The organism is Pseudomonas sp. Leaf434 (assembly GCF_001425545.1).
GTDB lineage: Bacteria > Pseudomonadota > Gammaproteobacteria > Pseudomonadales > Pseudomonadaceae > Aquipseudomonas > Aquipseudomonas siliginis.
Genome location: NZ_LMQZ01000007.1, coordinates 543,667 through 570,205, shown reverse-complemented (window position 1 = coordinate 570,205; position 26,539 = coordinate 543,667). Strand labels below are relative to the sequence as shown.

Below are 26,539 nucleotides of genomic sequence, written 5' to 3'. Positions count from 1 at the left end.
GCTTACCATTCCTGCCGTTGGTAGCCGTCATGCGCCTGAAGTTGCTCACCAATCTCAACACTCTGCTGCTGGTCGCCGTCTGCGTGGCCCTTGGCGCCACGCTGTGGTGGTCGCAAAAAGCCCTCGAACGCCCCTATCTGTTGATGGAGCGTTACCTGGGGCTGTCGCAACAATTTCAGAATGAAGTGGCGCGCAACGTCGAGGATTATCTGGCCAGCGGTGACGCGCTGCGCCTGAGCAGTGCCGCCCAGGCTATCGACAGCGTGCAAAAGCAACTGGGTGACTTGCCCCCGGCGCTGGCCGACACGGTACGGCCAAGCCTGTCGAGCCTCGATGAATTCAGCAAAACCGACCTGCTCGCCGCCGGCAAACTGGCTGGCGATCCGCAGGCGCTGCTGTTGCAGGCCGAACGCGAACTCAGCGCCAGCCTCGACCAGTTCAACACCTACGCCAATGGCAACGCCGCCTACCTCGCGCCACTGCTCGCCGCATCTCAGCATCTGGGCAAACTGTCGCTGGCGCGGGACAAACTGGTCAGCAGCGGGCGCAGTGAGCTGGCCGCCGATGTCGAGCGTGAAGTGAGCAACATGCGCGCCCAGGCCGAGGCCATCGATGCCCTGCCCTTGCTCGGTGTGGTCGCCAGCAACGAATCGAGCAGTGACGATTTCGCCGCGCTGATGGGCATCGAAACCACTGATAAAGCCGCCGCCGAAGATGCCGGTGTCGGCCTCAAACGCGAACTGAACAGCTTGCTCGGCCGCTATCCGGCGGAACTGACGCGCACCCGCGAGCAGATCCAGAAACGCGCCGAGCTCAGCGCCGCGACTCACGAAAAAATCGCCAGCGTGCAACACGCCATCGCCGGCCTCGAACCGGTGGTACGCGCGCAACATGGGCAGATCCAGGGCGAAGTGCGGCTGATGCAAGGCGTGATGATAGGCCTGATTCTGCTGATCGCCCTCCTCATCGATACCTTGCAGCGGCGCCTGGCCCGCACCCTGACCAACCTCGCCCCAGCGCTGTCGACCTGGGCCGAGGGCGATTTCAGTCGCGACATCCAACTGGGCAAGACCAATCGCGAATTGCATGACATCGAAGCGTCGCTCAACCGCTTGCGCGCCTATCTGGTGGATCTGGTCGGCACCATTCGCGGCAACGCCGAGCAGGTCGCGGGCAGCAGCCGCACCCTCGCCGAACTGAGCAATGACCTGCACAGCGGCGCCGAACATCAGGCCGGCGATACCGCGCTGATTCGCGATTCGCTGGGGGAACTTGAGGCGACCATTCAGCAAGTGGCCGGCGATGCCCGTCAGGCTGCCGACGCCAGTCGTCATGCCGGTCTCGCCGTCGAGCATGGGCAGGCTGTAATCGGCCAGAGCCTGACCGGACTGCATGCGCTGGTCGGTGAGGTTCAAGGCAATGCGCAGATGATCGAACATCTGGCAGAAGAATCAGCAACCATCGGCGGCGTGCTGACAGTGATTCGTTCGATTGCTGACCAGACCAATCTGCTCGCCCTGAACGCCGCGATCGAGGCGGCCCGCGCTGGAGAGATGGGCCGTGGTTTTGCCGTGGTCGCCGAGGAAGTGCGCTCGCTGGCACAACGCACCGCCGGGGCCACGGCGGAAATCCAGACACTGATCGCCGGCCTGCAGACCGCCGCGCGACAATCGGTCGAAGGCATGCGCGCGCAGGTCGAACACGCCGAAGCCACGGCCAGTCAGGCGCAAGCGGCGGACGGTGCACTGGACAAAATCGTTGGCGCGATCCAGACCATCGCCGACACCGCCGTGCGCATCGCCGATGTCACCGCGCAGCAAAGTGGCGCGGTCAGCGAGATCCGCGATCACAGCGAGCGCATTCATCAATTGGGTGGGGATAACCTGCTGCGCATCGGCCAAGGCCGCGAACAGGGCGAGAACCTGTTGGTTCTCGGCGGCCAATTGCATACGGCCGTTCAGGCCTTCCGCGTCTGACATACCATCTTCGCGAGCAGGCTCGCTCCCACATTGGAATGCATACCCCTGTGGGAGCGAGCCTGCTCGCGAAGGCGCCAGCCCAGTCACTACAAATGACCGGATCCTGATCCTCGGTCACAAATTTCGCGCAAACATCGCCCATCGTGCCGCCTATTGCATGGAACTGGACAGTCACAAAGGCTTTGCGGCATAGTCGCCGGGTTCTGACGACTGCTCATTGATAACAAGGACAACGCAGATGGCGACGCTACTGGTGCTGCACGGCCCCAACCTGAACCTGCTCGGCACCCGGGAACCGGGGACCTACGGGTCGACGACCCTGGCGCAGATCAATCAGGATCTGGAGCGGCGCGCCCGTGAAGCCGGCCATCATCTGCTGCACCTGCAAAGCAACGCCGAGTACGAATTGATCGATCGCATCCACGCTGCACGCGGTGAAGGCGTGGACTTCATTCTGATCAATCCGGCGGCTTTTACGCACACAAGTGTCGCATTACGTGACGCGCTGCTGGGAGTGAGCATCCCATTCATCGAAGTGCATTTGTCCAACGTGCACAAGCGCGAACCTTTCCGCCATCACTCCTACTTCTCCGATGTAGCGGTAGGAGTGATCTGCGGCCTTGGCGCCAGCGGTTACCGACTGGCCCTGGAGGCCGCACTAGAGCAGCTTGAACACCAAGCTATACGCCCCTGACCGACCCTTGGGAGTTGATGATTCATGGATATCCGTAAAGTTAAGAAACTGATCGAATTGCTGGAAGAGTCCGGCATCGACGAGCTCGAGATCAAGGAAGGCGAAGAGTCCGTACGCATCAGCCGCCACAGCAAGACCCCGGCGCAGCAGTACTACGCGCCAGCCCCGATGCAGGCTCCGGCCGCTGCCCCTGCTGCCGCGCCAGTCGCTGCCGCTGCTCCGGCTGCCGCTGCTGCACCCGCGCTGAACGGCACCGTGGCCCGTTCGCCGATGGTCGGCACCTTCTACCGCAAATCTTCGCCAACCTCGCCTGCCTTCGTTGAAGTCGGCCAGACCGTGAAGAAAGGCGACACCCTGTGCATCGTCGAAGCCATGAAGATGATGAACCACATCGAAGCTGAAACCAGCGGTGTGATCGAATCCATCCTCGTCGAAGACGGCCAGCCGGTTGAGTACGACCAACCGCTGTTCACCATCGTTTGAACCGCGGAGAGCCTTTGATGACTGCGAAGTTGGAAAAAGTTCTGATCGCTAACCGCGGTGAGATCGCCCTGCGGATTCTGCGTGCCTGCAAAGAGATGGGCATCAAGACCGTCGCCGTTTACTCCAAGGCCGACAAAGAGCTGATGCACCTGGGTCTGGCAGACGAATCCGTCTGCATCGGTCCGGCGTCCGCCGCTCAGTCTTACCTGCACATTCCGGCCATCATCGCTGCCGCTGAAGTGACCGGCGCTACCGCCATTCACCCAGGCTACGGTTTCCTCGCGGAAAACGCCGATTTTGCCGAGCAGGTCGAGAACTCCGGCTTCGCCTTCATCGGCCCGAAAGCCGACACCATCCGCCTGATGGGCGACAAGGTATCGGCCAAGCACGCGATGATCGAAGCCGGCGTACCGACCGTTCCTGGCTCTGACGGCCCGCTGCCGGAAGACGAAGAAACGGCGCTGCGCATCGGTCGTGAAGTCGGCTACCCGGTGATCATCAAGGCCGCCGGTGGCGGTGGTGGTCGCGGCATGCGCGTGGTGCACAAGGAAGAAGACCTGATCGCCTCGGCGAAACTGACCCGCTCCGAAGCAGGCGCGGCGTTCGGCAACCCGATGGTCTATCTGGAAAAATTCCTCACCAACCCGCGCCACGTCGAAGTGCAGGTTCTGTCCGACGGCCAGGGCCACGCCATCCACCTGGGCGACCGCGACTGCTCGCTGCAGCGTCGTCACCAGAAGGTTCTCGAAGAAGCGCCGGCACCGGGCATCGACGAGAAAGCGCGCCAGGAAGTATTGGCTCGCTGCGTCAAGGCATGCATCGACATCGGCTACCGTGGCGCCGGTACTTTCGAGTTCCTCTACGAGAACGGCCGTTTCTACTTCATCGAAATGAACACCCGTGTTCAGGTGGAGCACCCGGTTTCGGAGATGGTCACCGGTATCGACATCGTCAAGGAGATGCTCAGCATCGCCGCTGGCAACAAGCTGTCGTTCACTCAGGATGACGTGGTCATCCGCGGTCACTCGCTGGAGTGCCGGATCAACGCTGAAGATCCGAAGACCTTCATGCCGAGCCCGGGCACGGTCAAGCATTTCCACGCCCCAGGCGGCAACGGCGTTCGCGTCGACTCGCACCTGTACAGCGGTTATGCCGTGCCACCGAACTACGACTCGCTGATCGGCAAGCTGATCACTTACGGCGCAACCCGCGACGAAGCCATGGCACGCATGCGCAATGCCCTGGACGAAATCGTGGTCGACGGGATCAAGACCAACATCCCGCTGCACCGTGATCTGGTTCGTGACGAAGGCTTCTGCAAAGGCGGTGTGAACATTCACTACCTCGAGCACAAGCTGGCCAAACAGTCGTAAGGCTGAAGCGGCATGAAAAACCCGATCCCTGCGGATCGGGTTTTTTTATGCCTGCAACAAGCAGATCAGACCATTACCGTGGAGAACGCCTGCTGCTCGACCATTGTGGCAGATGCCCCCAGGCCAGCCTCATCGACCACCGCTCCTGCTGCGTTTTCATGTAACGGTCTGCGGGTGAACCGCCTCGTAAAGTTTCGGGCACGTATCGAGAGCCCGTCCGTGGCATAGCTCGATCTGGCGATAAGCGGGTTGTACAACCTGCCAATCTGACCAGAGGAATGCTTGAACACTCTCGAGACTCCATTGTTCAGATTCAGCACCACGCCATAGCTGTTGCCCAGGCAGGACGAGTATGACCAGTAATCCCAGGTCGGCTGCAGGCCCTGTTCGCGCAACACGCGCCTGACCGGACCGCCGATGTCGGCGCCCGCCGACAGCCAGTCGCCACCCACCAGCGTGGCGCGAATGTTCTGCGGTGTTCCCCCCAGACGCTCCAGCACCTGCGTGACACTTCGCTCGATCAGCGGGCGAATATTGTGATCAAAATGAATGACCGCCCCCACTCTCGTCGTCGGGTTATACAGCGAGGCGATGACGCAACTCTGCGCATTCAGGGAAAACAGGTAGTTATCTGGCGATCCCGGACGAAAATGCGCCACCACGGCCTCGCCCTGCAGCGCGCCGCGGTTCAGCACGGGCTCGACACCTCCAGGAAAAGCATCATTCAAATTGTTCACGCGCCCAAGGTTGCGCACGTCGCCTCCTGTGAGTCCGACCCTGGCATGTGTCCACTTGCCCCCCGGAGCAAGCTGAATCGGTTGCTGATAGATGGCGCTCGGGCGACGGGCATCGACCAGGCTCAGGCCACCGAAATGCGGATTTTCCCTGACCAGAAAGTACTTGCCTCTGTTGCGAATGTAATAGGCCGGTTGCGGCTGTGCAGCGCTGGACGGGCTGCGCCAGGTGCCGAAAAAGACGCCTTCTTCGCTCACCCTTTGCAAATGTTCGGGCGTCTTGCTGACGGCCTGCCTGGCATGAAAGCGTACTTCCCGGATCGCCGGCAGCGCGTCCCTGCGTAGCGGAGCCACGGTATTCAGACGCTCTGACAACAACGAGACAGGCCTCATGGTGTGCTTCAGACTTCTGGCCGCACCGCCCAGCCACTTGATCGCACTGCCTGCGCCGACCATGGCAAACAGCGCCCCCCACGACGCCTCCAGCCAGTGGCCGAGAGCGCCATCGATGTCGCCCTCCAGATGCGCCGCGACCGCCTGACCAGCGCTGACGGCAATGAACACGACATCGAGCAGCAAGGCAAACGGAGGGAACACCATGCAAAACGGTGCGGCTGCAAACATCAGCCCCTTGACCACTTGGCGTTCGATCATTTGCGCGCGGCTGGTGGTGATGTCCTGCACATCCGTGACCGCGCGCTCGATGTACGCATTGAACTCGATGCGCGCGTCAATCAGGCGCTGCGCTTCGTGCAGCGTATCGACGCGTTGTTTTTTTGCCGCAATCGCATACAGGGTGCGCGACACGATGCTGCGCGCAGCAACCGGCGTACGCGCCATCAAGTAGTCATGCAAAGCGCCGGCGATGTCGCCGAACAGTGACTGATATGCACGTACCACAATGCCGTCGGGGGCATCAGGCGTGTACAGCCACCAGGACGGCTCGGGGTCGAACGAGGTCAGCACATACACCCCGAGCACGACGTGATGGCGCACGGTGAACCTGAACACGCCGTCACTTTCAACCATGCTCGCGCCCGGAAAATGCGTACCCGGCGCTGGCACCTGGCTCAACAGAGAGACCTGACGGACCAGTGCCGAATACACCGCGTCGCTCAATCGCGCCTGACTTCTGGCCACGCGTAAATCACGGTCCATCTTTGACAGCAGCACGTTGCGGTAGGCAAAGCGACGCGGTTCGTAGGCAGCATCACGCGGGTCGAGATATTTGCCACGAATCTCGCTGGCGTATTTTTCACCCAGCCAGGCCCGGCGCAGATACAGCGCCAGATCGGCGCTGCGCACCTGGCTCAGATCCTGGCCAACCGACGATCGCACGCCTTTTTTCGGATGTTCGATGCCGGAGTTGTCATCGTAGCCGTGAATGGCCAGGTCGAGCAGCGTGGCCACCTGCTGCTTCCTGCGGTCGGCAACGCCGGGGTTGTAGTCGATCAACACAGTGGCCGGATCGACCGGTTCCAGCACGTTCTTGCTGCGCATATAGGGCGTGATCGCTGCGGCAACCGAGCGCCTGGCGAAATCGACAAAAACCTCGAAACCGCCCAGCAGCTCGTTGAAAACCTGCTGATGAACGATCAGTTCCTGATTCAGACTGCTGATGCGCCGGCGAGCCTCGAGCGCGAGCGTCGTGTACCAGCGCAGCGAGTTGTCCTGCTCGACCCGCTGCAGGTTGTTTACCAGGGCCATTTTTGCAGCGGCTTCGACGCATTCGTCGAACGGCAAGGGCGTTCGTCGAAGGTCACTCTGCATGCCCCAGAGAGCAGGACTGGCCGCCGCAGCCACAAGATAATCACGTGCCGGGTGATGTGCCGTCGGCGAAAGCTGCTGCAACAGATACTCGCGACCGGATTCGCTCTGCGTCCAGCTCCATACTTCGCCGGTCAACGCCGCAATCGAAGGCAACCGGACCCACTCCTGACCGTCGGGTTTGTTGGGCGCGTACAGCACCAGGTTATTCACCGCTTGCTCAGTCTCTGCCTGGTAGAACACCAGAAGATCGGCGCATTGCATGCCGTTGGGCAGCGTCAATGCGGCCACTTGCAACGGTTTCATTGCCGCTTGCCCAGACCACATCTGCTCCAGACGCTCATGGTCGGAATCCGCCAGATGAGCTGCGCAGCGCGCGACGAATGCGCTCTGCCTGAGCCGTACGGTGAACCAGTCGATGAGTGCCTTTTGCACGTCGGTGCGCTGGTACTGCTCGGCGAGGGCTCGCAGGTAGTCCGCCGGATAATCCTGTTCCGCCAGCATGTCGGCAATGAATGCCGGCTTGAGTGACTGGTTGCGCAATGGCGCAGGACTGCTGATCTCCAGGACCGCTGCGAAGTCCTGCCCGATCGGCCCGCATGCCAGCAGGTCACTGAGGCTGCGATTGTGGGTCGGCTCACCGACCGCCGAGCGCCATCTGAGCCGCACGTCGATCCGGTCTGGTTCAACCGCCATGTCGAGCTTGAGCTGAATATATTCGATGGCCTGCTGGCGGGCAAAGGCGCGCAACGAGCCGTGGCCCTGCAGCAGGTCATCGAGTGCTGCCTGCGCCAGTGACGTCTGCTCCTGATAATCGCGCAACAAGGCGCGATCCGGCTCTTTCAGCGCTTTGATCCATGACGGCAGTTGCGCGAATGAATGCGCCTCGAGAATCTTTTTCTCTGCGCCGGTTGCCAGGGCAGTCAACCGGTACCGACGCGTGCTGCGGGCGTGAACCCGGTCGATTTTGCTGCGCAATTGATCCAGTGTCAGGCCCGCCAGTTGGTCACGGCGCAACAGTAACTCGATATCCTTGATATAGCGCCGCAGCTTGCGCTTGATCAGGCGATCAAACAGCGCTTCCTGCCCTTTTGTCGTCCAATGTTCTCGCAGGTATTTTTTGTACTGGTCGAGGAAGTGCAGCGAAACGCTATCCACCGTCCGGATCACATGCTCATGACGGCTGGACGGTAAACCGGGGTCAGCGCCCCCAGGCCAGCGAAATGGCGCGTCCTGGAGCGCCAGGAACATGACTGGCCGGCCGTCGATAAGCTTTTGCAGAATGGCGTCAAGCAGCGCAACCACAAAGCCCGGGGCGAAATGGCCGTCCGGGTAATGCCTGCGCAGTTCAGTCAAAGCGAAATGCTCCAGCGCCTCGAGCAACGTCATCTGGCCGTTCAAGCGCTTGTCGATCATCACCTGCCAGCGCGTGATGCGCAGCAGGATCTCCTGCACCGACCCCGTAGACGCAGCGGCTATCGGTGGTTTTTCTTCTACAGTTCCTTGTTGATCCGCCATGTCGTCCAGCCTTTTGTTGCGTAGAGATGAGCGCTCACTCTATTTGCCGACAAAAGTGCTCAGGCCATACATATGTATATCGCGGCCGCGAATGTGTAACAGCCAAGCGGTGTGTCCACTTTGCCGGCGACCTGGCGTAAACTGCGCGCTTTTGCAGCTTCGGGCTGCCCCACAGATTTTCAAAGGTGCCCGCCATGCCTTGGCTGCAAGTCCGTCTCGCCATCACCCCGGAACAAGCCGAAACCTACGAGGACGCATTCCTCGAAGTCGGCGCCGTGTCGGTGACTTTCATGGACGCCGAAGACCAGCCGATCTTCGAACCGGAACTCAACACCACGCCGCTGTGGTCGCACACCCACTTGCTGGCGCTGTTCGAAGGCGGTACCGAACCGGAGCCGGTTCTGGCCCATCTGGAATTGCTGACCGGCAGCCCGTTGCCCGAACATCACAGCGAAGTGATCGAGGACCAGGACTGGGAACGCAGCTGGATGGACGGTTTCGAGCCGATGCGTTTCGGCCAGCGTCTGTGGATCGTGCCGAGCTGGCACGCCGCGCCCGAGCCTGATGCGGTCAACCTGCTGCTGGACCCGGGCCTGGCGTTCGGCACCGGCACCCACCCGACCACCGCACTGTGCCTGGAATGGCTCGACGGTCAGGATCTGAAAGGCTGCCACGTGCTCGACTTCGGCTGTGGCTCGGGGATTCTGGCGATTGCCGCCCTGCTGCTCGGCGCCAAACAAGCTGTGGGCACCGACATCGACGTACAGGCACTGGAAGCCTCGCGCGACAACGCTGGGCGCAACAATATTGCCGATGAGCTGTTCCCGCTGTACCTGCCCGAGGATCTGCCGCAGGTTCAGGCCGACGTGCTGGTCGCCAACATTCTCGCCGGCCCGCTGGTGTCGCTGGCGCCGCAGCTGTCCAGCCTGGTCAAGAGCGGTGGGCGCCTGGCGTTGTCGGGCATTCTCGCCGAGCAGGGCGAAGAAGTAGCGGCAGCTTATGCGCAGGACTTCGAGCTCGACCCGATCGCCAATCGCGACGGCTGGGTGCGCATCACCGGGCGTCGGCGCTAAAATGACCGCTTGCCTGAACCGGATCGCCGCATGACCGACAGTTTCGTCACCCAATGCCCGCATTGCCAGACCAGTTTCCGCGTCAACCATGCTCAATTGAGCGTGGCGCGCGGGGTGGTTCGTTGCGGCTCCTGCCTGCAAGTGTTCAATGCCGCCAAGCAGCTGCTCGAACAACATTCCGGCAAGGACACGGTGACGCCGGCCGCACCAGCGCTGCCTGAAGCGCCCGCGCCTGTCAGCGATTCTGCGGTCGTCGAACAGATCCCCGCACCGCGCGCCATCAGCCAGAAGCAATGGAGCGCGTCGGAACTGGATCTGGACAGCCTCGATCTGGACGAAGAACTCGCCCGCCTCGAACAGCGCGAAATCCAGCCGGCCGCCGAATTCGGCCGTACCCGCGAAGAATCCTTGAGCGCCCGACGCGACAGCCCGGAGCCGGACGAAGGCACATGGCCCGACAGCCTGTTCAGCGAGCCTGCGGATGAGCGCAGCGTAGCGCCGGATATCGAGCCGGATATCGACGGCATCGAAACCCTCGAACCCGAGCGCACCGAACCTTCGCTGTCGCTGGAGCCGGTGGATCTGGATGACGAGCCGCCGATTCCGCAATTGCGCCTGCATGACCCGATCGACCCCAACGCCCGCCGCGAACGACTGTCGGCTAGCGACGATAACGATGACGACGATCTGCCATTGATCACTTCGCCGCGCAAAAAACGCGAACGGGCCGAGCCCGGGGTGCGCGCCGAGGTCCTGCAGGATCTGACCGACGACCCGCTGCAACTGGACTGGCAGCAGCGCCGCTCGCCCTGGGGCCGGCGCCTGCTCTGGCTGGTGCTGGTGGTGTTGGCGGCCGGCGGCCTTGCCGCCCAGTACATCGCCTATCACTTCGAGGAACTGGCGCGGCAGGATCAATACCGACCGTGGTTCCAGCAGATCTGCCCGCAGATCGGCTGCACCGTGCCGTCGAAAGTCGATATCGGCAAAATCAAGAGCAGCAATCTGGTGGTGCGCAGCCATCCCGATTTCAGCGGGGCGCTGGTGGTCGACGCGATCATTTACAACCGGGCGACGTTTTCCCAGCCGTTCCCTTTGCTCGAACTGCGCTTCGCCGACCTCAACGGTCATCTGATCGCCAGTCGTCGCTTCAAACCCGGCGAGTATCTGAGCGGCGATCTCGAAGGCCTCGCGGAAATGCCGCCGCAGACGCCGATCCACATCGCCCTGGATATTCTCGATCCGGGGCCGAAAGCGGTGAATTACAGCCTGAACTTCCACTCACCGGAGTGAACCGCTTCAGCGTTTCTCGATTGACGGCATTTTTCTGACTGGATCGCGGCCAACCAAACCGTTGGCGATAACAGAATAACTGTTCAGATTTTGTTCAATTCAGCCTTTAACCAGTCATCGAGAGCGGGTATCATGCCCACCCTTTTTCGAACTCTCATGATCCGGCCCCACTTCAGGGAAGTCCTATGTCGGCGGTACGCATCGGCCCATATACATTGCAGAACGGTTTGATTCTCGCCCCGATGGCGGGCGTCACCGACCAGCCTTTTCGTCAGCTGTGCAAGCGTCTGGGCGCAGGGCTTGTAGTCTCGGAAATGGTCACCAGTGACATGAGCCTGTGGAATACCCGCAAGTCGCGCATGCGCATGATCCACGAAGGCGATCCCGAGCCGCGCTCGGTGCAGATCGCCGGTGGCGACGCGCAGATGCTGGCCGATGCGGCACGGGCCAACGTCGAACTGGGCGCACAGATTATCGATATCAACATGGGCTGTCCGGCCAAAAAGGTCTGCAACAAGGCCGCCGGCTCCGCGTTGCTGAAAGACGAAGCACTGGTGACCGAGATCCTGCAGGCCGTAGTGGCCGCGGTTGATGTGCCGGTCACCCTGAAGATCCGCACCGGCTGGGATCGCGAAAACAAGAACGGTCTGAACGTGGCGAAGATCGCCGAACAGGCCGGGATCACAGCGCTGGCCGTGCATGGCCGCACCCGCGCCGATCTGTACACAGGGGAAGCCGAGTACGACACGATTGCCGCGATCAAGCAGGCCGTGTCGATCCCGGTGTTTGCCAACGGCGATATCGATTCGCCGGAAAAGGCCCGATACGTGCTTGATGCGACCGGTGCCGATGGCCTGCTGATAGGCCGGGCCGCTCAAGGGCGGCCATGGATTTTTCGCGAGATCGATCATTTCCTGCGTACCGGCGAGAAATTGCCGGCGCCGGAACTGAGCGAAGTGGAACGCATCCTGCTGGAGCATCTGGCTGCCCTTCACGCCTTTTATGGTGACGTGATGGGCGTGCGCATTGCCCGCAAGCATGTGGGCTGGTATCTCGCAACCTTGCCGGGCGCCAGGGAGTTTCGCGCCCGTTTCAATCGTTTGGATGGTACGGAAACACAATGCGCCGACGTTCGGGAGTTCTTCGCCGAGCGTTACAAGAGCCTGACAGGGGACGAAGAAGGGGTGGCCGCATGACGATGATGACCGAGACTTTAGTGAGTGGAACAACACCCGTGAGCGACAACGTGAATTTGAAACAGCACCTCAACACGCCGAGCGAAGAAGGCCAGACCCTTCGCGGGAGTGTCGAGAAGGCGCTGCACAATTATTTCGCCCACCTTGAGGGCGCGTCCGTCACGGATGTGTACAACCTGGTGCTGTCCGAAGTCGAGGCGCCCCTGCTCGAAAGCGTGATGAACTACGTCAAGGGCAACCAGACCAAGGCCAGTGAGCTGCTGGGACTGAACCGCGGCACGCTGCGCAAGAAACTCAAGCAGTACGATCTGCTGTAAGCATTCAATCAAACCAGAAAGGCGCCCGCGTAAAAAACGGTCGCCTTTTTTGCTGACTTCCTTTGCTTTTGATGGAAATTGAGATGACCGACCAGACTACCCGCCTGCCGATCCGCCGCGCCTTGATCAGCGTTTCCGACAAGACCGGGATCCTCGAATTCGCCAAGGAGCTTGAAGCTCTGGGCGTCGAGATCCTCTCCACCGGCGGAACGTTCAAGCTGCTGCGCGACAACGGCGTTGCAGCAGTGGAAGTCGCGGACTACACCGGTTTCGCCGAGATGATGGACGGTCGGGTGAAAACCCTGCACCCGAAAATCCACGGCGGCATCCTCGGTCGTCGCGGTACTGACGACGCGATCATGAACGAGCACGGCATCAAGCCGATCGATCTGGTAGCGGTCAACCTGTACCCGTTCGAAGCGACCATCAACAAGCCAGGCTGCGACCTGCCGACCGCCATCGAGAACATCGATATCGGCGGGCCGACCATGGTCCGTTCGGCAGCGAAAAACCATAAAGACGTGGCCATCGTGGTGAATGCCAGCGATTACGCCAACGTCCTGGAAAACCTCAAGGCCGGCGGCCTGACCTACGCTCAGCGTTTTGACCTGATGCTCAAGGCCTTCGAACACACCGCCGCCTACGACGGCATGATCGCCAACTACATGGGCACCGTGAACCAGGGCGCTGAAACCTTGAGCACTGAAGGTCGCAGCGAATTCCCGCGCACTTTCAACAGCCAGTTCATCAAGGCTCAGGAAATGCGCTACGGCGAGAACCCGCACCAGAGCGCGGCGTTCTACGTGGAAGCCAGGCCGGCCGAAGTCGGCATCGCCACCGCCACCCAGTTGCAAGGCAAGGAACTGTCGTACAACAACGTCGCTGACACCGATGCCGCGCTGGAATGCGTGAAGAGCTTCGTCAAGCCAGCCTGCGTGATCGTCAAGCACGCCAACCCGTGCGGCGTGGCGGTCAGCCCGGATGCCGAAGGCGGCATCCGCCAGGCTTACGAACTGGCCTACGCCACCGACACCGAGTCGGCGTTCGGCGGCATCATCGCCTTCAACCGTGAACTGGATGCCGAGACCGCCAAAGCGATCGTCGAGCGCCAGTTCGTTGAAGTGATCATCGCCCCATCGGTCAGCGAAGAAGCCCGCGCCATCGTCGCGGCCAAAGCCAACGTACGCCTGCTGGCCTGCGGCGAGTGGTCGGCTGAGCGCGCCGCTGCGTGGGATTACAAGCGCGTCAACGGTGGCCTGCTGGTGCAGAGCCGTGATATCGGCATGATCAGCGCCGATGACCTGAAAGTGGTGACCAAGCGCGCGCCGACCGAACAGGAAATCCACGACCTGATCTTCGCTTGGAAAGTCGCCAAGTACGTCAAATCCAACGCCATCGTTTACGCCAAGAACCGCCAGACCATCGGTGTCGGCGCCGGCCAGATGAGCCGCGTCAACTCGGCACGCATCGCCGCGATCAAGGCTGAGCACGCCGGTTTGCAGGTGGCCGGTTCGGTCATGGCGTCCGATGCATTCTTCCCGTTCCGCGACGGTCTGGACAACGCGGCCAAGGTCGGCATCACTGCGGTGATCCAGCCGGGCGGCTCGATGCGTGATGCTGAAGTGATTGCCGCTGCCGACGAAGCCGGTATCGCAATGGTATTCACCGGCATGCGCCACTTCCGTCACTGATACACCGATTCAAATGTGGGAGCGAGCCTGCTCGCGAATGCAATCTGCCAGCGACGTTGACGTTGACTGACACACCGCTTTCGCGAGCAGGCTCGCTCCCACATAAAGCGCTCCAGCAGCGCCTGACAGATTTTTGAGGTTTTTGAAATGAATGTTTTGATCATTGGCAGCGGTGGCCGTGAACACGCTCTGGCCTGGAAAGTGGCTCAGGATCCGCGTGTGCAGAAGGTTTTCGTTGCACCGGGCAACGCTGGCACCGCCATTGAAGCTAAATGTGAAAACGTCGCCATCGACGTGTTGGCGCTGGAGCAACTGGCTGACTTCGCGGAAAAGAACGTTTCCCTGACCATCGTCGGCCCGGAAGTGCCGCTGGTGGCTGGCGTGGTCGATCTGTTCCGCTCCCGTGGCCTGGACTGCTTCGGTCCGACCGCCGGTGCTGCGCAACTGGAAGGCTCGAAAGCGTTCACCAAGGATTTCCTCGCCCGCCACAAGATCCCGACCGCCGATTACCAGAATTTCACCGAGATCGAGCCGGCCCTGGCTTATCTGCGTGAGAAAGGCGCGCCGATCGTGATCAAGGCCGATGGCCTGGCTGCCGGCAAAGGCGTGATCGTCGCCATGACCCTGGCCGAAGCCGAAGACGCCGTGCGTGACATGCTCGCTGGCAACTCGTTTGGCGACGCCGGTTCACGCGTGGTGATCGAAGAATTCCTCGACGGCGAAGAAGCTTCGTTCATCGTCATGGTCGACGGCAAGAACGTGCTGCCGATGGCCACCAGCCAGGATCACAAACGCGTCGGCGACGGCGACAGCGGCCCGAACACTGGCGGCATGGGTGCTTATTCCCCTGCCCCGGTGGTCACCGCCGACGTGCACCAGCGCGTGATGGATCAGGTGATCTGGCCGACCGTGCGCGGCATGGCCGAGGAAGGCAACGTCTACACTGGCTTCCTTTATGCCGGTCTGATGATCGACAAGGCCGGTAACCCGAAAGTCATCGAGTTCAACTGCCGCTTCGGCGATCCGGAAACCCAACCGGTGATGCTGCGTCTGCAATCGAGCCTGGTGCTGCTGGTTGAAGCCGCATTGGCGCAAGCGCTGGACAAGATCGAAGCACAGTGGGATCCGCGTCCGAGCGTTGGCATCGTTCTGGCTGCTGGCGGCTACCCGGGCGACTACGCCAAAGGCGCAGCGATCAACGGTCTGGACGCAGCGTCAGGTCTGGAAGGCAAAGTCTTCCACGCCGGCACCGCGTTAAAGGACGGTCAGGTCGTTACTGCCGGTGGTCGTGTACTGTGTGCCACTGCCATGGGCGCCACCGTGGGTGAAGCTCAGCAGCAGGCCTACAAACTGGCCGCTGCCATCGACTGGGAAGGCTGCTTCTACCGCAAGGACATCGGCTACCGCGCCATTGCCCGTGAACGCGGCGAAACCCAGGAGTAAGCGATCCATCAGGCCCGGCGCGGGATGCCATTCCTCGCCGGGCTGTTCGGTCGTCGCGCATCGTTATATTCTGGCATCAACCTACGAAGGGATTTCGCCGTGCGCTGGCTCAGGATTGCCATAAGCTTCACCGTCACGCTGATGACCTTGCTCTGCATGCTCCCGGCCCAGGCCGCGCAAGGCAGTGGCTGGTCGGTATTGCTTGACGATCAGGGCATCCTGCAACTGAGCGACATCCGCTCCGCTCGCTACACCAATCAATTCAGCCCCATCGAGCTTGACCGTCTGACCGCGGCCGAACCCGAGGGCGCCCTGTGGCTGCGCTTCAAACTGGCGCCGGGCAAGCACGAACAAGTGCTGCGCATCTTTGCCCCCGACCTGTCCCAACTCAATCTCTACGTGCTCGACGGCGACCGGCTGATCGAGCAACGCAATACCGGCAACGAACGGCCGCAGGCCGAACATCCTTTGCCAAGCAGCGATTTCATGCTGCCCCTGCCCCAGGCCGACAAGCCGCTGGACGTCTACGTGCGCATGGTCTCCGGCCATCAGTTGCGCCCGCACATCACCCTGCAAGCGGCGGTCGAAGGCGCAGCCGATCAGAAGCAGACGCTGATTTTCGGCCTGCTGTTCGGCTGCCTCGCCATGCTCCTGCTGCACAACCTGGTGCGCTACGCCTACTCGCGCTCGCGCAGCAGTCTGTGGCTGGCGATCTGTGAGGGCCTGCTCGGACTGAGTCTGTTCCTGTTGCTCAATCTCGCCGGTCCGTGGTTGCCGAACTGGCAAGCCATTCAGACGCCGGGCGCTTATCTGGCATTGCTGCTGACGGCTCCAGCCGGATTGATGTACGCCCTGCGCTTCTTTGCACCACTGGGCCAGCATCCGCTGAACAAACTGCTGTGGGGCGACATTCTGTTGATCGTCACGTGCAGCCTGTTGCTGCTGTTCGTCAACACCTTGCCGCTGAACATCATCACCTACGCATTGGTCGCATTGGCCGGTCTGAGCATGTTGCTGGTGGGTTTCTATCACTGGCAGAAGGGCTATCGCCCGGCGCGTCTGTTCGTCGCCGCCATGATCGTGTTCAACATCGGCACCCTGGTTATCCTGCCGGCGCTACTGGGGCTGACACTGGTCACGCCGCAAGGCCTGATCATGACGCTGATGGTGTTCATCTGCATCAGCGGTCTGCTGATGAGCGTCGCCTTGGGCGAGCGACAGCGCAGCATCACTGAAAGTCGTTTCAGCATCAGCCGCGACCTGGCGGCAAGCAACGCCGAAATCAACGCCAAAGCCGAATTCCTCGCCAAGATCAGCCACGAAATCCGCACACCGATGAACGGCGTACTGGGCATGACCGAGCTGCTGCTGGGCACGCCGCTGTCGGTCAAGCAACGCGATTACGTGCAAACCATCCACAGCGCCGGCAACGAACTGCTGACGCTGATCAACGAGATCCTCGACATCTCCAAGCTCGAATCCGGGCAGATCGAACTCGATGACGTGCAGTTCGACCTCAACGCCCTGATCGATGATTGCCTGAGCATCTACCGGGCCAAGGCCGAGCAACAGAACGTCGAGCTGATCAGCTTCATCCAGCCGCAAGTGCCACGGGTAATCAGCGGCGATCCGACGCGCCTGCGCCAGACCTTGCTGAGCCTGCTGGAAAATGCCCTGAAGAAAACCGAAGAAGGCGAAGTGCTGATCGTCGTTGCACTGGATGAGCGCAGCAGCAAGCCGCGCCTGCGCATTGCCGTGCAGGACAGCGGCGTGCCGATGGAGCCGGAAGAGCGCGAAGCACTGTTGCACGCCGAATTGCACAGCAAGCACTTCCTCTCGGCCAATCGCCTGGGCGGCAATCTCGGCCTGGTGATTGCGCGCCAACTGATCCGTCTGATGCAAGGCGAGTTCGGCATCAAGAGCGGCGCCACCCAGGGCAGCACTTTGTGGCTGACCTTGCCACTGGACCCGGATCGCCTCGAACATCCGACCTCCGATCTGGACAGCCCGCTGCAAGGCGCGCGGGTATTGGTGGTCGACGACAACGACACTTGCCGCAAAGTGCTGGTGCAGCAGTGCAGCGCCTGGGGCCTGAATGTCAGCGCCGTGCCGTCGGGCAAGGAGGCGCTGGCGCTGCTGCGCACCAAGGCGCATCTGCGCGATTACTTCGACGTGGTCCTGCTCGACCAGAACATGCCCGGCATGACCGGCATGCAACTGGCAGCGAAGATCAAGGAAGACCCGAGCCTGAACCACGACATTCTGCTGATCATGCTCACCGGCATCAGCAACGCGCCGAGCAAGATCATTGCGCGCAATTCGGGGATCAAACGAATACTGGCCAAACCGGTGGCCGGCTATACGCTCAAGACCACGCTGGCTGACGAGCTCAATCAACGCAACAAGGGCCAGGTCGCGTTCCAGCCGCAGGTCGTTACGGCGGCCACAGCGGCCAAAGTGCCGAGCGACTTCCGCATCCTCGTCGCCGAAGACAACACCATCTCGACCAAAGTGATCCGTGGCATGCTCGGCAAGCTCAACCTGCAACCGGACACCGCGAGCAATGGCGAAGAAGCGCTGCAAGCGATGAAGGCCCAGCGTTACGACCTGGTGCTGATGGATTGTGAAATGCCGATCCTTGATGGCTTCTCCGCCACTCAGCAACTGCGCGCCTGGGAAGTCAGCAATCAGCGCATCCGCACACCGGTTGTAGCCCTCACCGCGCACATTCTTGCCGAACACAAGGAGCGCGCCCGGCAGGCCGGCATGGACGGGCACATGTCCAAACCGGTCGAGCTCTCCCAGTTGCGCGAGTTGATCGAACACTGGGTTGCCCAACGCGATCAGCAGAACCGGGCCACGACTCAGCCGTCGTAAACCGACAGAATCTGCGGTGCCTGATAGACTCCCCCCCGACTCCATCGCCAGTGAGCTTGCATCATGCTCCATGTGTTGTTCAGCGTTTATCTGAAGATGCTGGTGCTCTACAGCCCGTTCTTCGTGTTGTCGTGCTTTATCAGCCTGACCCGTGGCTATTCGCGCAAGGAACAGCGGCGTCTGGCGTGGAAGGTCGCCCTCGCCACACTGATTTCCAGTGTGCTGCTCTATTTGTTCGGGCGGGTGATTTTCGATGTCTTCGGCATCACCGTAGACGCCTTTCGCATCGGTGCCGGCAGCGTGTTGTTCATTTCCGCGCTGGGCATGGCTCAGGGCAAACCGGCGGTGCAGGCTGATAATGTGCAGCAGGACGTGACCATCGTGCCGCTGACCATCCCGCTGACGGTCGGCCCCGGCACCATCGGCGCCTTGCTGGTGATGGGCGTCAGCCAGCCGCACTGGGACGACAAGCTCACTGCAATCATGAGTATCGCCCTGGCCAGTTTTACTGTCGGAGTGGTGCTGTATCTGTCCAATCGCATCGAGCGGATTCTCGGCGATCAGGGCTTGCAGATTGTCAGCCGCTTGATGGGATTGTTTGTTTGCGCACTGGCGGCGCAAATCATCTTTACCGGTGTGAAAGGCTATCTAGTGCCTTGAGTGTTGTTGCAGCGCAACCGCCACAACGAAACGCCGCGTACGGTTACCGTTCGCGGCGTTTTGCTGTGCGTAGAGACATCAGCGCAGCGCTGCGATCACCGCTGTCAGGCTGACCGTGGCCTCTGCGCCGCGCACAGTGGCAAACGCTTCCAGCCCTTGAGCCAGCGTGAACGTGTGTGGCCGCCCGGCAATGGGCAGCATCAGTAGCAGTCGGCGCTGTCCGTCGAAATTACGCAATATCAGACTGTGCCCGGAGTCCGGATCGGTCAGTACCACACCGTCATCGACCCGTGACATCCACCAATGCCCGCACTCGTCCAGATCCAGATCCAGCAGGCAAGGTTCTGCCGTTTCAGCATCCGAAGCCTGTCGTCCATCGACCACGATGCAGTCCAACCGCTGGAAGGACGCTTGCGCCAGCCGATAACCCGAGGTCTGCGCACCGAAAGTCAGCAGCAGCCTGGTGACGCCATCGGGCAACAATGTTTCGATCTCTGTGATGTCATCACCTACCTCAAGCACCATGACCTCGGCGTCGCGATGGGCATAACTGTCGGGCAGCCAGACGCCGTCGTTCGGGCCGGCGCTGAAAATCAGTTGGTCGACCGGGTCGAACAGCATCGGCTGCTTCGACCCGCGCGTACCGAGGAATGCCGACCACTGTCCGTCACTGCGCCCGGCCAGATCGAACAGCTGATCAAGTTGCGGTAGGTAATACAGATAGCGTCCGGTTGCACTTGCCACTTGTATGACAGGCGCGCGGGCATGCCCTTGCAACAATGCTCGCAGGCGTGCACGTAACTGTTCATCGCTCTGCCCCGGCACATGAGACCAGCGATTTTCCACGCCAACGATCATTGCCGGCTGGTTATCCAGCAATTGCAGATGCACCCCGTCGAGGGTCTGCGCAATCAGCCCTTCACCCTGGCGCCGCACCTCAGCAAAAGTCCATGACGTCCAGACCTTTTCAGGCCTGTCGAGCACCTCCGGTTTCAGCAAACGATGGTCAGCGGCAAACACTCCCCGCAGTGCTTCGATCGCCATCAGCGGCTGGCGGAAAAGTTGTCCGGCGCTGACCTCAAGCAACCAGACAGCGCTTTGATCCGGGGTCAGACCGAGCAGCGCCAGCTCCTTGCCCTGACCGATATCGGCCACAGCGACTTTGCCATCGACACACCACACAGTCAGGAACGCCTGACCTGCCCCATCTCGTAAACCGAAGACCGGGAACGGCAGCAACGCTGCGACCGTGGCCAGCGAGGGCAATGCGCTCAACCAATCGGGATTTCGCTGCAGCCAGCGCTGCCCAACGCCGGCGAACCGGAGAATCGAGGGTTTATCGGCCTGATCGAGCCATGCCTCATCGCTTCTGTGCGCAAGGGAAGGTACCCCGTACTGAAACACAATCACCTCGTCGATCGCTGCCGCTGCCGGCACGTCGACGATATCGACCTCGAACAGACGGCCGTCGTCCTTGGTAGCAAGGTAGCGCTGGTCCGCCTGGTTGATTTCGACCACATCGTGTTCGATCACCACATTCTGCCAATGACCGACACGGGGTTCGATGCCGCGGCTGATCGTCCGCTCCTGCTGGCTATAGAACAGCACCGCGTTGTTTTCAGGGCTGGACGGCATCAGCATCAACAAGTCTTCGGGCCAGGACAGGTCTTGCCTGGCCTCAATGCACTTGCCCGTCGTCTTGTTCAGCCAAGCCCTGTCGCGCAACTGCGACCCGGCATAGCCCTCGACAACAATGAACGGTGCACAAGACCAATCACTGCTGCTGGCGGCCATGTCTGACGAGACGCCCATGTCCGGGGCATCGGTTTGTCGAAGCGCTTCACGCGGCTCGAACCGATAGTCCTCGGCGGCAAAAGCGATCTGGCAAGCGGTCAGTACTACATGCTGCCCGCTGATCCGGTACTCGACCGTGGTGGTGCCATGCAACGCTTCTGCCGTCAGCTTCTGCGCAATCCGCAGCGCTCCATCGGCTTGTTGTCGGCAGCCGATGATGGTCGAACCTGTACGCGGATTTTTCAGACGGTAGCGATGCTGGACAGTGCCGGTCAGCACATCGACCCGCCATACCGATGGATGATCGGGATGGTAGAACCACGCATGGCCGGCGTTGACGCCTGCCAGAACCACACCCTCGTTCACCTCCAGCGGCAGGTTACGCGCGAACAGCACCCGATCCCGCGCAGTGTCGTAATAGCCGGTAGTCACCACTGGCCGGTTCGGCGAATCGAACGGCACTCTGAAGTTACGCAACGGCAAATAGGCTGCGGTCAGTTGCCCGCTTGCGACCTGAGCGCGCAAATAGCGCTGCACCGGCGCCGGGATGCCGCTGGCGGTCATGTTGGCGCTACGCAGTTGAGTCGCAGCGTTGTTTTCGTAGTCGAGGACAACGCCGATCAGATGCAGGCTGCGGCCCGTCCAGTCGATCCGGAACAGCCCCTCGGCCAGCTCGATGACGCCGTCAAAACGATTCAACACGAGGCCATCGACCAGCATGTCAGGTGCGCTGTCGATGCTGTCCCGTGGTTTTGCACGAAAGCTGACCTGTTCGACCCGGGCCCAGGACGCTTGCACCGTCCAGGTCACCCGTTCCCAGCCCTGTGCTTGTTCGAAATTCACCGCCAGCAGGCCTGGCACCAACCGAATCCGGAATTGCCCCTGCGGTGCGGTGATCCGGTAGGCAATCTTCTCGCGCCACTCTGGCGGCAGGTCCGGAACCAACAGCTGACTGACCTCTGCGCTCAACTGCAGCTTGATCGTCGTAGCCATGAATACCGGATGCAGCTTGTAGAGTATGTGCGGCGCTAATGGCGTACTGAACAGGTAAAACACCCGGTTACCGAGCGCGTCATATTCCAGCTGATGTGCCAGGCGGTCGTGCAACCGCGGGTAGCGGGTTGTTGAAAAGGGCACGGTCCCGGCGCTGCCGAGTTGATATTCATAGCCGTAGTAACAGATTGGCGAACAACCCAGCACCACCATCCTGGGCAAAGTACCCCAGACGCTGCCGACAGCAGGCCGTTGAAAGGCTCTGGGGATGTTGATCGCAGCATGCCGCCTGGCCGGATCATCGTCGTATTGCGGCAATTCCAGTGCACTGCCCTTCCAGGGGTAAAACTTCTGCCCTTCGAACGCCACCCTTCTGCTGTGCAGATCCACCTCGGTAATCACTGCCAGTGCGGGGAACTGCAAGACCGCACCAACGCTTTCGTAAGACTGCTGATAAGCGTCGTGAATCTGCGAGAGGTGCTCGCCGATGGCCGCAGCCTTGTCCATGATCTGCCCGAGATTGCTGGCAATCGCGGTCACCCCGATACCGACGCCCAGTAGCGGCACGGACAGCGCTGCGGCGAACGCGCCCACCGTTCCGCCCGCCGCCAGGGCGACAATATCCAGACCCAGCGCCGCTGTGTTGAACGCCAGGGACGTGGAAAACCGCGCCCGCTGCTCATGATTCTCTGCCTGCGTCAGGTTGTAGATGTCGAAACCGATATTGGCCACGGAAAATGCCACCCCGACACCCGTGGCGGCCTGCCCGGCCAGACGTGCGGAGAACGAGGCCTGCTGCAACGCCCGCTCGGCCACCGCTAAATGGCGCACCAACTGGATGACCTGCACTGCATCGCTGGCCACACCAAAGCCCAGCTGTGCATAACTGACGTACACCTGAAGTTGCAGGGCGACGGTCAGTGTCGGCGCTGTATCGCCAGCGCGGTACTCGCGCTGGCGCATTTCACTGATCAGCGTCTGGATCGCAAAGGCGAAACTGAGTCGGCTGCCACCGTCGTGATCAGCCGTCTGACCGGGCCTGGCCGCACCGCCCTGCACGAGTCGTTCGACGTATTGCCTGATTCTCTGAAAGCGCGAATCCCGGGTGCTGACCGTCCGGGCATTTTGCGCATTGCGCAGATCCATCAGCGTAATGCTGTGGCCGCCGTCGGCGTTTTTGCTGTGGGTATCGAGCAACGGCACGTAATCACGCGCCAGGTTGTGCTCACGGCGCAAACGCTCGGTCGCCTGCTCGAACTCGCTGGCCCAGTAGCGTGCGTCCAGTTGCGCGAGACCGACGCCCAGTCGAGCGTTTTCCCCAAGAGATCGGGTACGGGCCAGCGCTTGCTTGTGCCAGATCGAGGCTCCCTGCGGATCGGCCAGCGCAACGTTGTGCAAAAAACTGTCCACGCGCAGATCCGATGACAGCCTGCGTTCGGCGATCGCCGCAGTGTCCAGCTCAGTGACGGTGAACTGCGCAGTGTCCAGCTCAGTGACGGTGAACTGCGCCGTGGCCATCTCACCCAGACCATAAAGCTTCGCCAGCGCGTTATCGTCCGCGCTCAGATAACGCTCTACGCCACGTTGCAACTGCGCGCCATCGGCAAATCCGTAGAGGGCGAAGTTGGGATCGTAGAAGCGATAGGCCGCGTGCTCACCGGTTCGCACTTTGGCCAGCAGCAGGGCGTGGTCGCCAGTGTCGAGCAGCAGCACCGCAGGCGCCGCACTGGCGTCCAGCGCGGCGATGATGCTGTCCAGGCGTTGCACGCCGCGAACGCTGCCGACCTCGCCGGTGGGCAAGGCGCGCAGTTCGTCCAGCGCACTGCGCAACGCCCGCGATCCAAGTTCGTCGGGACTCGCGCTGGCGCTGGCGACATGCCCGACCAACGCCCGTTCCGCCGGCTCGCCGGCTGCCACTGCGGCGCCCATCAGCAGCGCCAGCGGATAACAGCGGCGCCCCGGGTCGCCCGCGTTGTGCTGCAACAGATCCTGCGGCAACTGCTTGACCGACACCGCGCCGGCCTTGAAAAAGATGTCACGCACTTGTCCGCTGCGCTGCAGGATCTGCGTGCGAAACTCCCGCTGCGCGCTGTGCTTGATCTGGCCGATACGTTCGCCCCACTGGCGCAGCGTCAGCGGCTCGGACATGGCTTGAACCTTGAGCTCGCGGGTCGTCGATGTGGCCGTCGGCAGGTCGCGTCCCAGCCCGTTCTCGAACGCCGCCGAGCGGCGCTGGCGCACGGCTTTTTCAATCGCATCGTAGCGCGCGAAAGTGCCGTCACGGTCGGTGGCGATGGCCAGGTCGCGCACCTGTTGCCAGGTATCGGCGAACCCGACATCGTCCACGCTCGTTGCGCCGAAAATCCCCCCGAGCACGACTCGCATCGCGGGGCTCAGTTGTTCCAGCGGCAGCGTACCGTGGGCGATCCGGCTGAACAGTTCGTTGAGATGGCTGACCGATTCCGCACCATGGGAGGTCGGCACAACCACAGGTCCTTGCGCCAGCACTTGCTGACGGGCGTCGAAGTCGATGACCACGGCTTGAGCGAAATTGACCTCCCCGCTCAACTTGTCTCGCATCGCTCGAATGAACGGCTCGCCCAGATCATCCATCAAGCGTTGCAGCACCGCGGTCACCAGCACCGGTTTGCCCTCGACAACGGGCCAGCCGCGCTCGAAGGTCAGGCTTCGATCGCTGAGCAGGTTGGACAAGCGTCCGGCATAACGGGACTTGAGCTTGCCCTCGGCCCAGCGGGCGTGTTCCTTCTCCAGCCAGTCTTTTTCCGTGCCCCTGACGATCCAGCCGGAAATGGTTTCCTCTTCGGTATTGACGTTGTAGCCCTCGCGCAGACGCTGTTGCGCCAGCACCTGACGAGTGAAAAACGGATCGCAATTGGCTTCGATATATTCATGTAATCCGGCGAGTGCCGCGCCCGGGCCGGTGAGCGTTACCGTACCCGCCGCGTCATTGCGGATACCGTCCCGGTAATAGGTGACAACCGCTTTAAGCAATTGGTAGGCATAAGCTTCATTCCAGCTGGTGAAGTTCGACCTGACCAAGATCTCTTCAATGACTGTCGCCGCGACCGTGGTCAGGGTTTCACCGTCGGCCCATCCAGATGCCGAGTTGGCCATGCGCTTTTCAACTTCAGCGAGCACGTCGTAATTAAGCCGAATGACTTGCATGATCGACATCGTCATGCCGCTGCCCGGCTGGGCGATGAAATGAGCGTTCATTTCTTCATTGATTTGCAGCCCCATGCGAAAGCCGTTCTCCGCAGCCTCCACGACTTTTGGCGCTATGAACAGTTCAAGGACGTCGGGTTTGCTGCGAGCAAAATCCTCGAGAAGTTGTTTATGTTGCTCTGGAAGACTGTCGGTCCTGTCGGGGTAATGCTGCGGATCGCGCCCCGGCATCAACTGCGGATTGTTGTTCAACAGAAGTTGCAGGACTGCGATTTTCTGCGTCTGGCTGTAATCGCTGATATCGACACCGCCCAACTTGTCGAGCAGCGGCGGCAGATAATCCATGTCGGTATAACGCCCGCCTTCACGAAATTCCGCCTGCAAGCGCACCACATCGCTCGCTGCAGCGAAGTTGCCGCGCATCGACACTTCGCGGTGGTAGACGTCCGCCAACAAGTCATCGGCAAAGGCGTGAGTGACATCGCGTAATTGCAGATCCGGCCCCACCATCGCCAGATGGCTGTCGAGGCAGCGCTGACGAAAAGCCTGCAGCGACGCGCGGTCCTTGCCATAAGCACGCACCATCAGATCGATGCGTGCTTCATCGGTCCGCCCCTTCCACCTCGGCTGGCTGAGGTAGTCGAACATCTGCTGTTTCAACACCCGTGCACGCTCTTCAATCATCGTCGCCAATTGCGCGGCATGGTTGAGCTGGTCGCCACCGGTCGTCATGACATCAGCCCTGGCACTGTCGAGGATGACCCGGTTCATCTCGAAAGCCAGCAACGCATCGCTGTCGTACCAAAGGTTGAAGCGGTAACCCTCCGCCGCCATCACCTGGCGCCAGATATTCATGTAATCGCGCTGATTGACCCCGACTTCGCTTCCGCCAACCCAGACGAAATGGATGACTTTCGGCACCGGCCGGGTCGGCCCCGACAACATTTGCACGGTCGTCGAAAGCCGTGACAGATAACGTTGCAGCCCTCGCGCAATGTCATCGACAACCACCGGAACAGGGTTTTTTTTGCGTTTCAACAGCACTGCAAGTTGCTCTTGAAACAGGCTCGCCAGGGTCAACAACGACACCGGGTCGGTCGTTTGACCGGCTTGCTGGTAATAGTCGTTCAGCGCTTGATATTGGGGGGTGGCAGAAAGCTCCCGCAATGCTTTTGAGAGTACGGAATACTCTTGCGCAGAAATGAATGCTCGCCCGAACGAGTAATCGTTTTTTAAAGCCATCACACACTCCTTGTTTACTTAATGGCCCATTGACGCGCGCACTTTCGCGCCGCTGCAGAGCGGTAAATTGATTTGAACGACACTCGACAAGTGCTATGAACACAGCACCCTAGTGGGCGAATACGCGCCACACAAACAACAAGGAATACAAAGCTTGTCCCCGGCAATATCTGATAACACCGAAGCACTATGCTGTAACGGCTGCGAAATAATTAGCGGACCGGCGCGA

General features: G+C 61.1%; 14 protein-coding genes. 12 read left to right on the top strand and 2 right to left on the bottom strand.

What is annotated here, in order from left to right:
- Nucleotides 1-29 precede the first annotated feature (29 nt).
- From ASG55_RS14525 to accC, 4 genes are all read left to right on the top strand, one after another.
- A complete protein-coding gene (locus ASG55_RS14525) occupies nucleotides 30-1,976 on the top strand; it encodes a methyl-accepting chemotaxis protein (RefSeq protein ID WP_056787696.1) in 1,947 nt (648 codons plus the stop codon).
- 241 nt (nucleotides 1,977-2,217) lie between these two features.
- A complete protein-coding gene (gene aroQ / locus ASG55_RS14520; RefSeq protein WP_016771861.1) occupies nucleotides 2,218-2,673 on the top strand; it encodes a type II 3-dehydroquinate dehydratase in 456 nt (151 codons plus the stop codon).
- A 24-nt stretch (nucleotides 2,674-2,697) separates the two neighbouring features.
- Nucleotides 2,698-3,156 carry an acetyl-CoA carboxylase biotin carboxyl carrier protein gene (accB, locus tag ASG55_RS14515; protein ID WP_016771862.1) on the top strand — a complete coding sequence of 153 codons (459 nt, stop codon included), beginning with the start codon at nucleotides 2,698-2,700 and terminating at the stop codon, nucleotides 3,154-3,156.
- Nucleotides 3,157-3,173: 17 nt separating this feature from the next.
- Nucleotides 3,174-4,529: an acetyl-CoA carboxylase biotin carboxylase subunit gene (gene accC, locus ASG55_RS14510; RefSeq protein ID WP_024011424.1), complete on the top strand. Its 1,356-nt coding sequence runs from the start codon at nucleotides 3,174-3,176 to the stop codon at nucleotides 4,527-4,529.
- A gap of 65 nt (nucleotides 4,530-4,594) precedes the next feature.
- Here the strand turns inward: accC and ASG55_RS14505 are convergent, their stop codons facing one another.
- Nucleotides 4,595-8,548: a type III effector 1 gene (locus ASG55_RS14505; RefSeq protein WP_156388194.1), complete on the bottom strand. Its 3,954-nt coding sequence runs from the start codon at nucleotides 8,546-8,548 to the stop codon at nucleotides 4,595-4,597.
- Nucleotides 8,549-8,742: 194 nt separating this feature from the next.
- Between ASG55_RS14505 and prmA the strand changes: the two genes are divergently transcribed.
- From prmA to ASG55_RS14465, 8 genes are all read left to right on the top strand, one after another.
- Complete coding sequence (gene prmA / locus ASG55_RS14500) at nucleotides 8,743-9,621, top strand: 50S ribosomal protein L11 methyltransferase (RefSeq protein ID WP_056787691.1); 879 nt, start codon at nucleotides 8,743-8,745, stop codon at nucleotides 9,619-9,621.
- Nucleotides 9,622-9,651: 30 nt separating this feature from the next.
- Nucleotides 9,652-10,911, top strand: a complete 1,260-nt coding sequence (locus ASG55_RS14495; RefSeq protein ID WP_056787688.1) for a DUF3426 domain-containing protein — start codon at nucleotides 9,652-9,654, stop codon at nucleotides 10,909-10,911.
- A gap of 185 nt (nucleotides 10,912-11,096) precedes the next feature.
- Nucleotides 11,097-12,107 (top strand): tRNA dihydrouridine synthase DusB, encoded by a 1,011-nt coding sequence (dusB, locus tag ASG55_RS14490; protein WP_016771866.1) that lies wholly within the window; start codon nucleotides 11,097-11,099, stop codon nucleotides 12,105-12,107.
- Nucleotides 12,104-12,424, top strand: coding sequence for a DNA-binding transcriptional regulator Fis (gene fis, locus ASG55_RS14485; RefSeq protein ID WP_002555375.1), 321 nt, complete (start codon nucleotides 12,104-12,106; stop codon nucleotides 12,422-12,424). Before dusB ends, fis begins: the two co-directional genes overlap by 4 nt.
- 83 nt (nucleotides 12,425-12,507) lie before the next feature.
- Complete coding sequence (gene purH, locus ASG55_RS14480; RefSeq protein ID WP_041480673.1) at nucleotides 12,508-14,115, top strand: bifunctional phosphoribosylaminoimidazolecarboxamide formyltransferase/IMP cyclohydrolase; 1,608 nt, start codon at nucleotides 12,508-12,510, stop codon at nucleotides 14,113-14,115.
- Nucleotides 14,116-14,262: 147 nt separating this feature from the next.
- The gene (gene purD, locus ASG55_RS14475) at nucleotides 14,263-15,558 is read left to right on the top strand and encodes a phosphoribosylamine--glycine ligase (RefSeq protein ID WP_041480674.1); all 1,296 of its coding nucleotides are present in this window, start codon (nucleotides 14,263-14,265) and stop codon (nucleotides 15,556-15,558) included.
- 99 nt (nucleotides 15,559-15,657) lie between these two features.
- The gene (locus ASG55_RS14470) at nucleotides 15,658-18,435 is read left to right on the top strand and encodes a hybrid sensor histidine kinase/response regulator (RefSeq protein ID WP_056787821.1); all 2,778 of its coding nucleotides are present in this window, start codon (nucleotides 15,658-15,660) and stop codon (nucleotides 18,433-18,435) included.
- A 63-nt stretch (nucleotides 18,436-18,498) separates the two neighbouring features.
- Nucleotides 18,499-19,095 (top strand): MarC family protein, encoded by a 597-nt coding sequence (locus tag ASG55_RS14465; RefSeq protein WP_016771870.1) that lies wholly within the window; start codon nucleotides 18,499-18,501, stop codon nucleotides 19,093-19,095.
- Nucleotides 19,096-19,173: 78 nt separating this feature from the next.
- Here the strand turns inward: ASG55_RS14465 and ASG55_RS14460 are convergent, their stop codons facing one another.
- On the bottom strand, nucleotides 19,174-26,310 hold the full coding sequence (locus tag ASG55_RS14460; RefSeq protein WP_056787685.1) for a TcdA/TcdB pore-forming domain-containing protein: 7,137 nt from the start codon (nucleotides 26,308-26,310) through the stop codon (nucleotides 19,174-19,176).
- Between the last annotated feature and the right edge of the window lie 229 nt (nucleotides 26,311-26,539).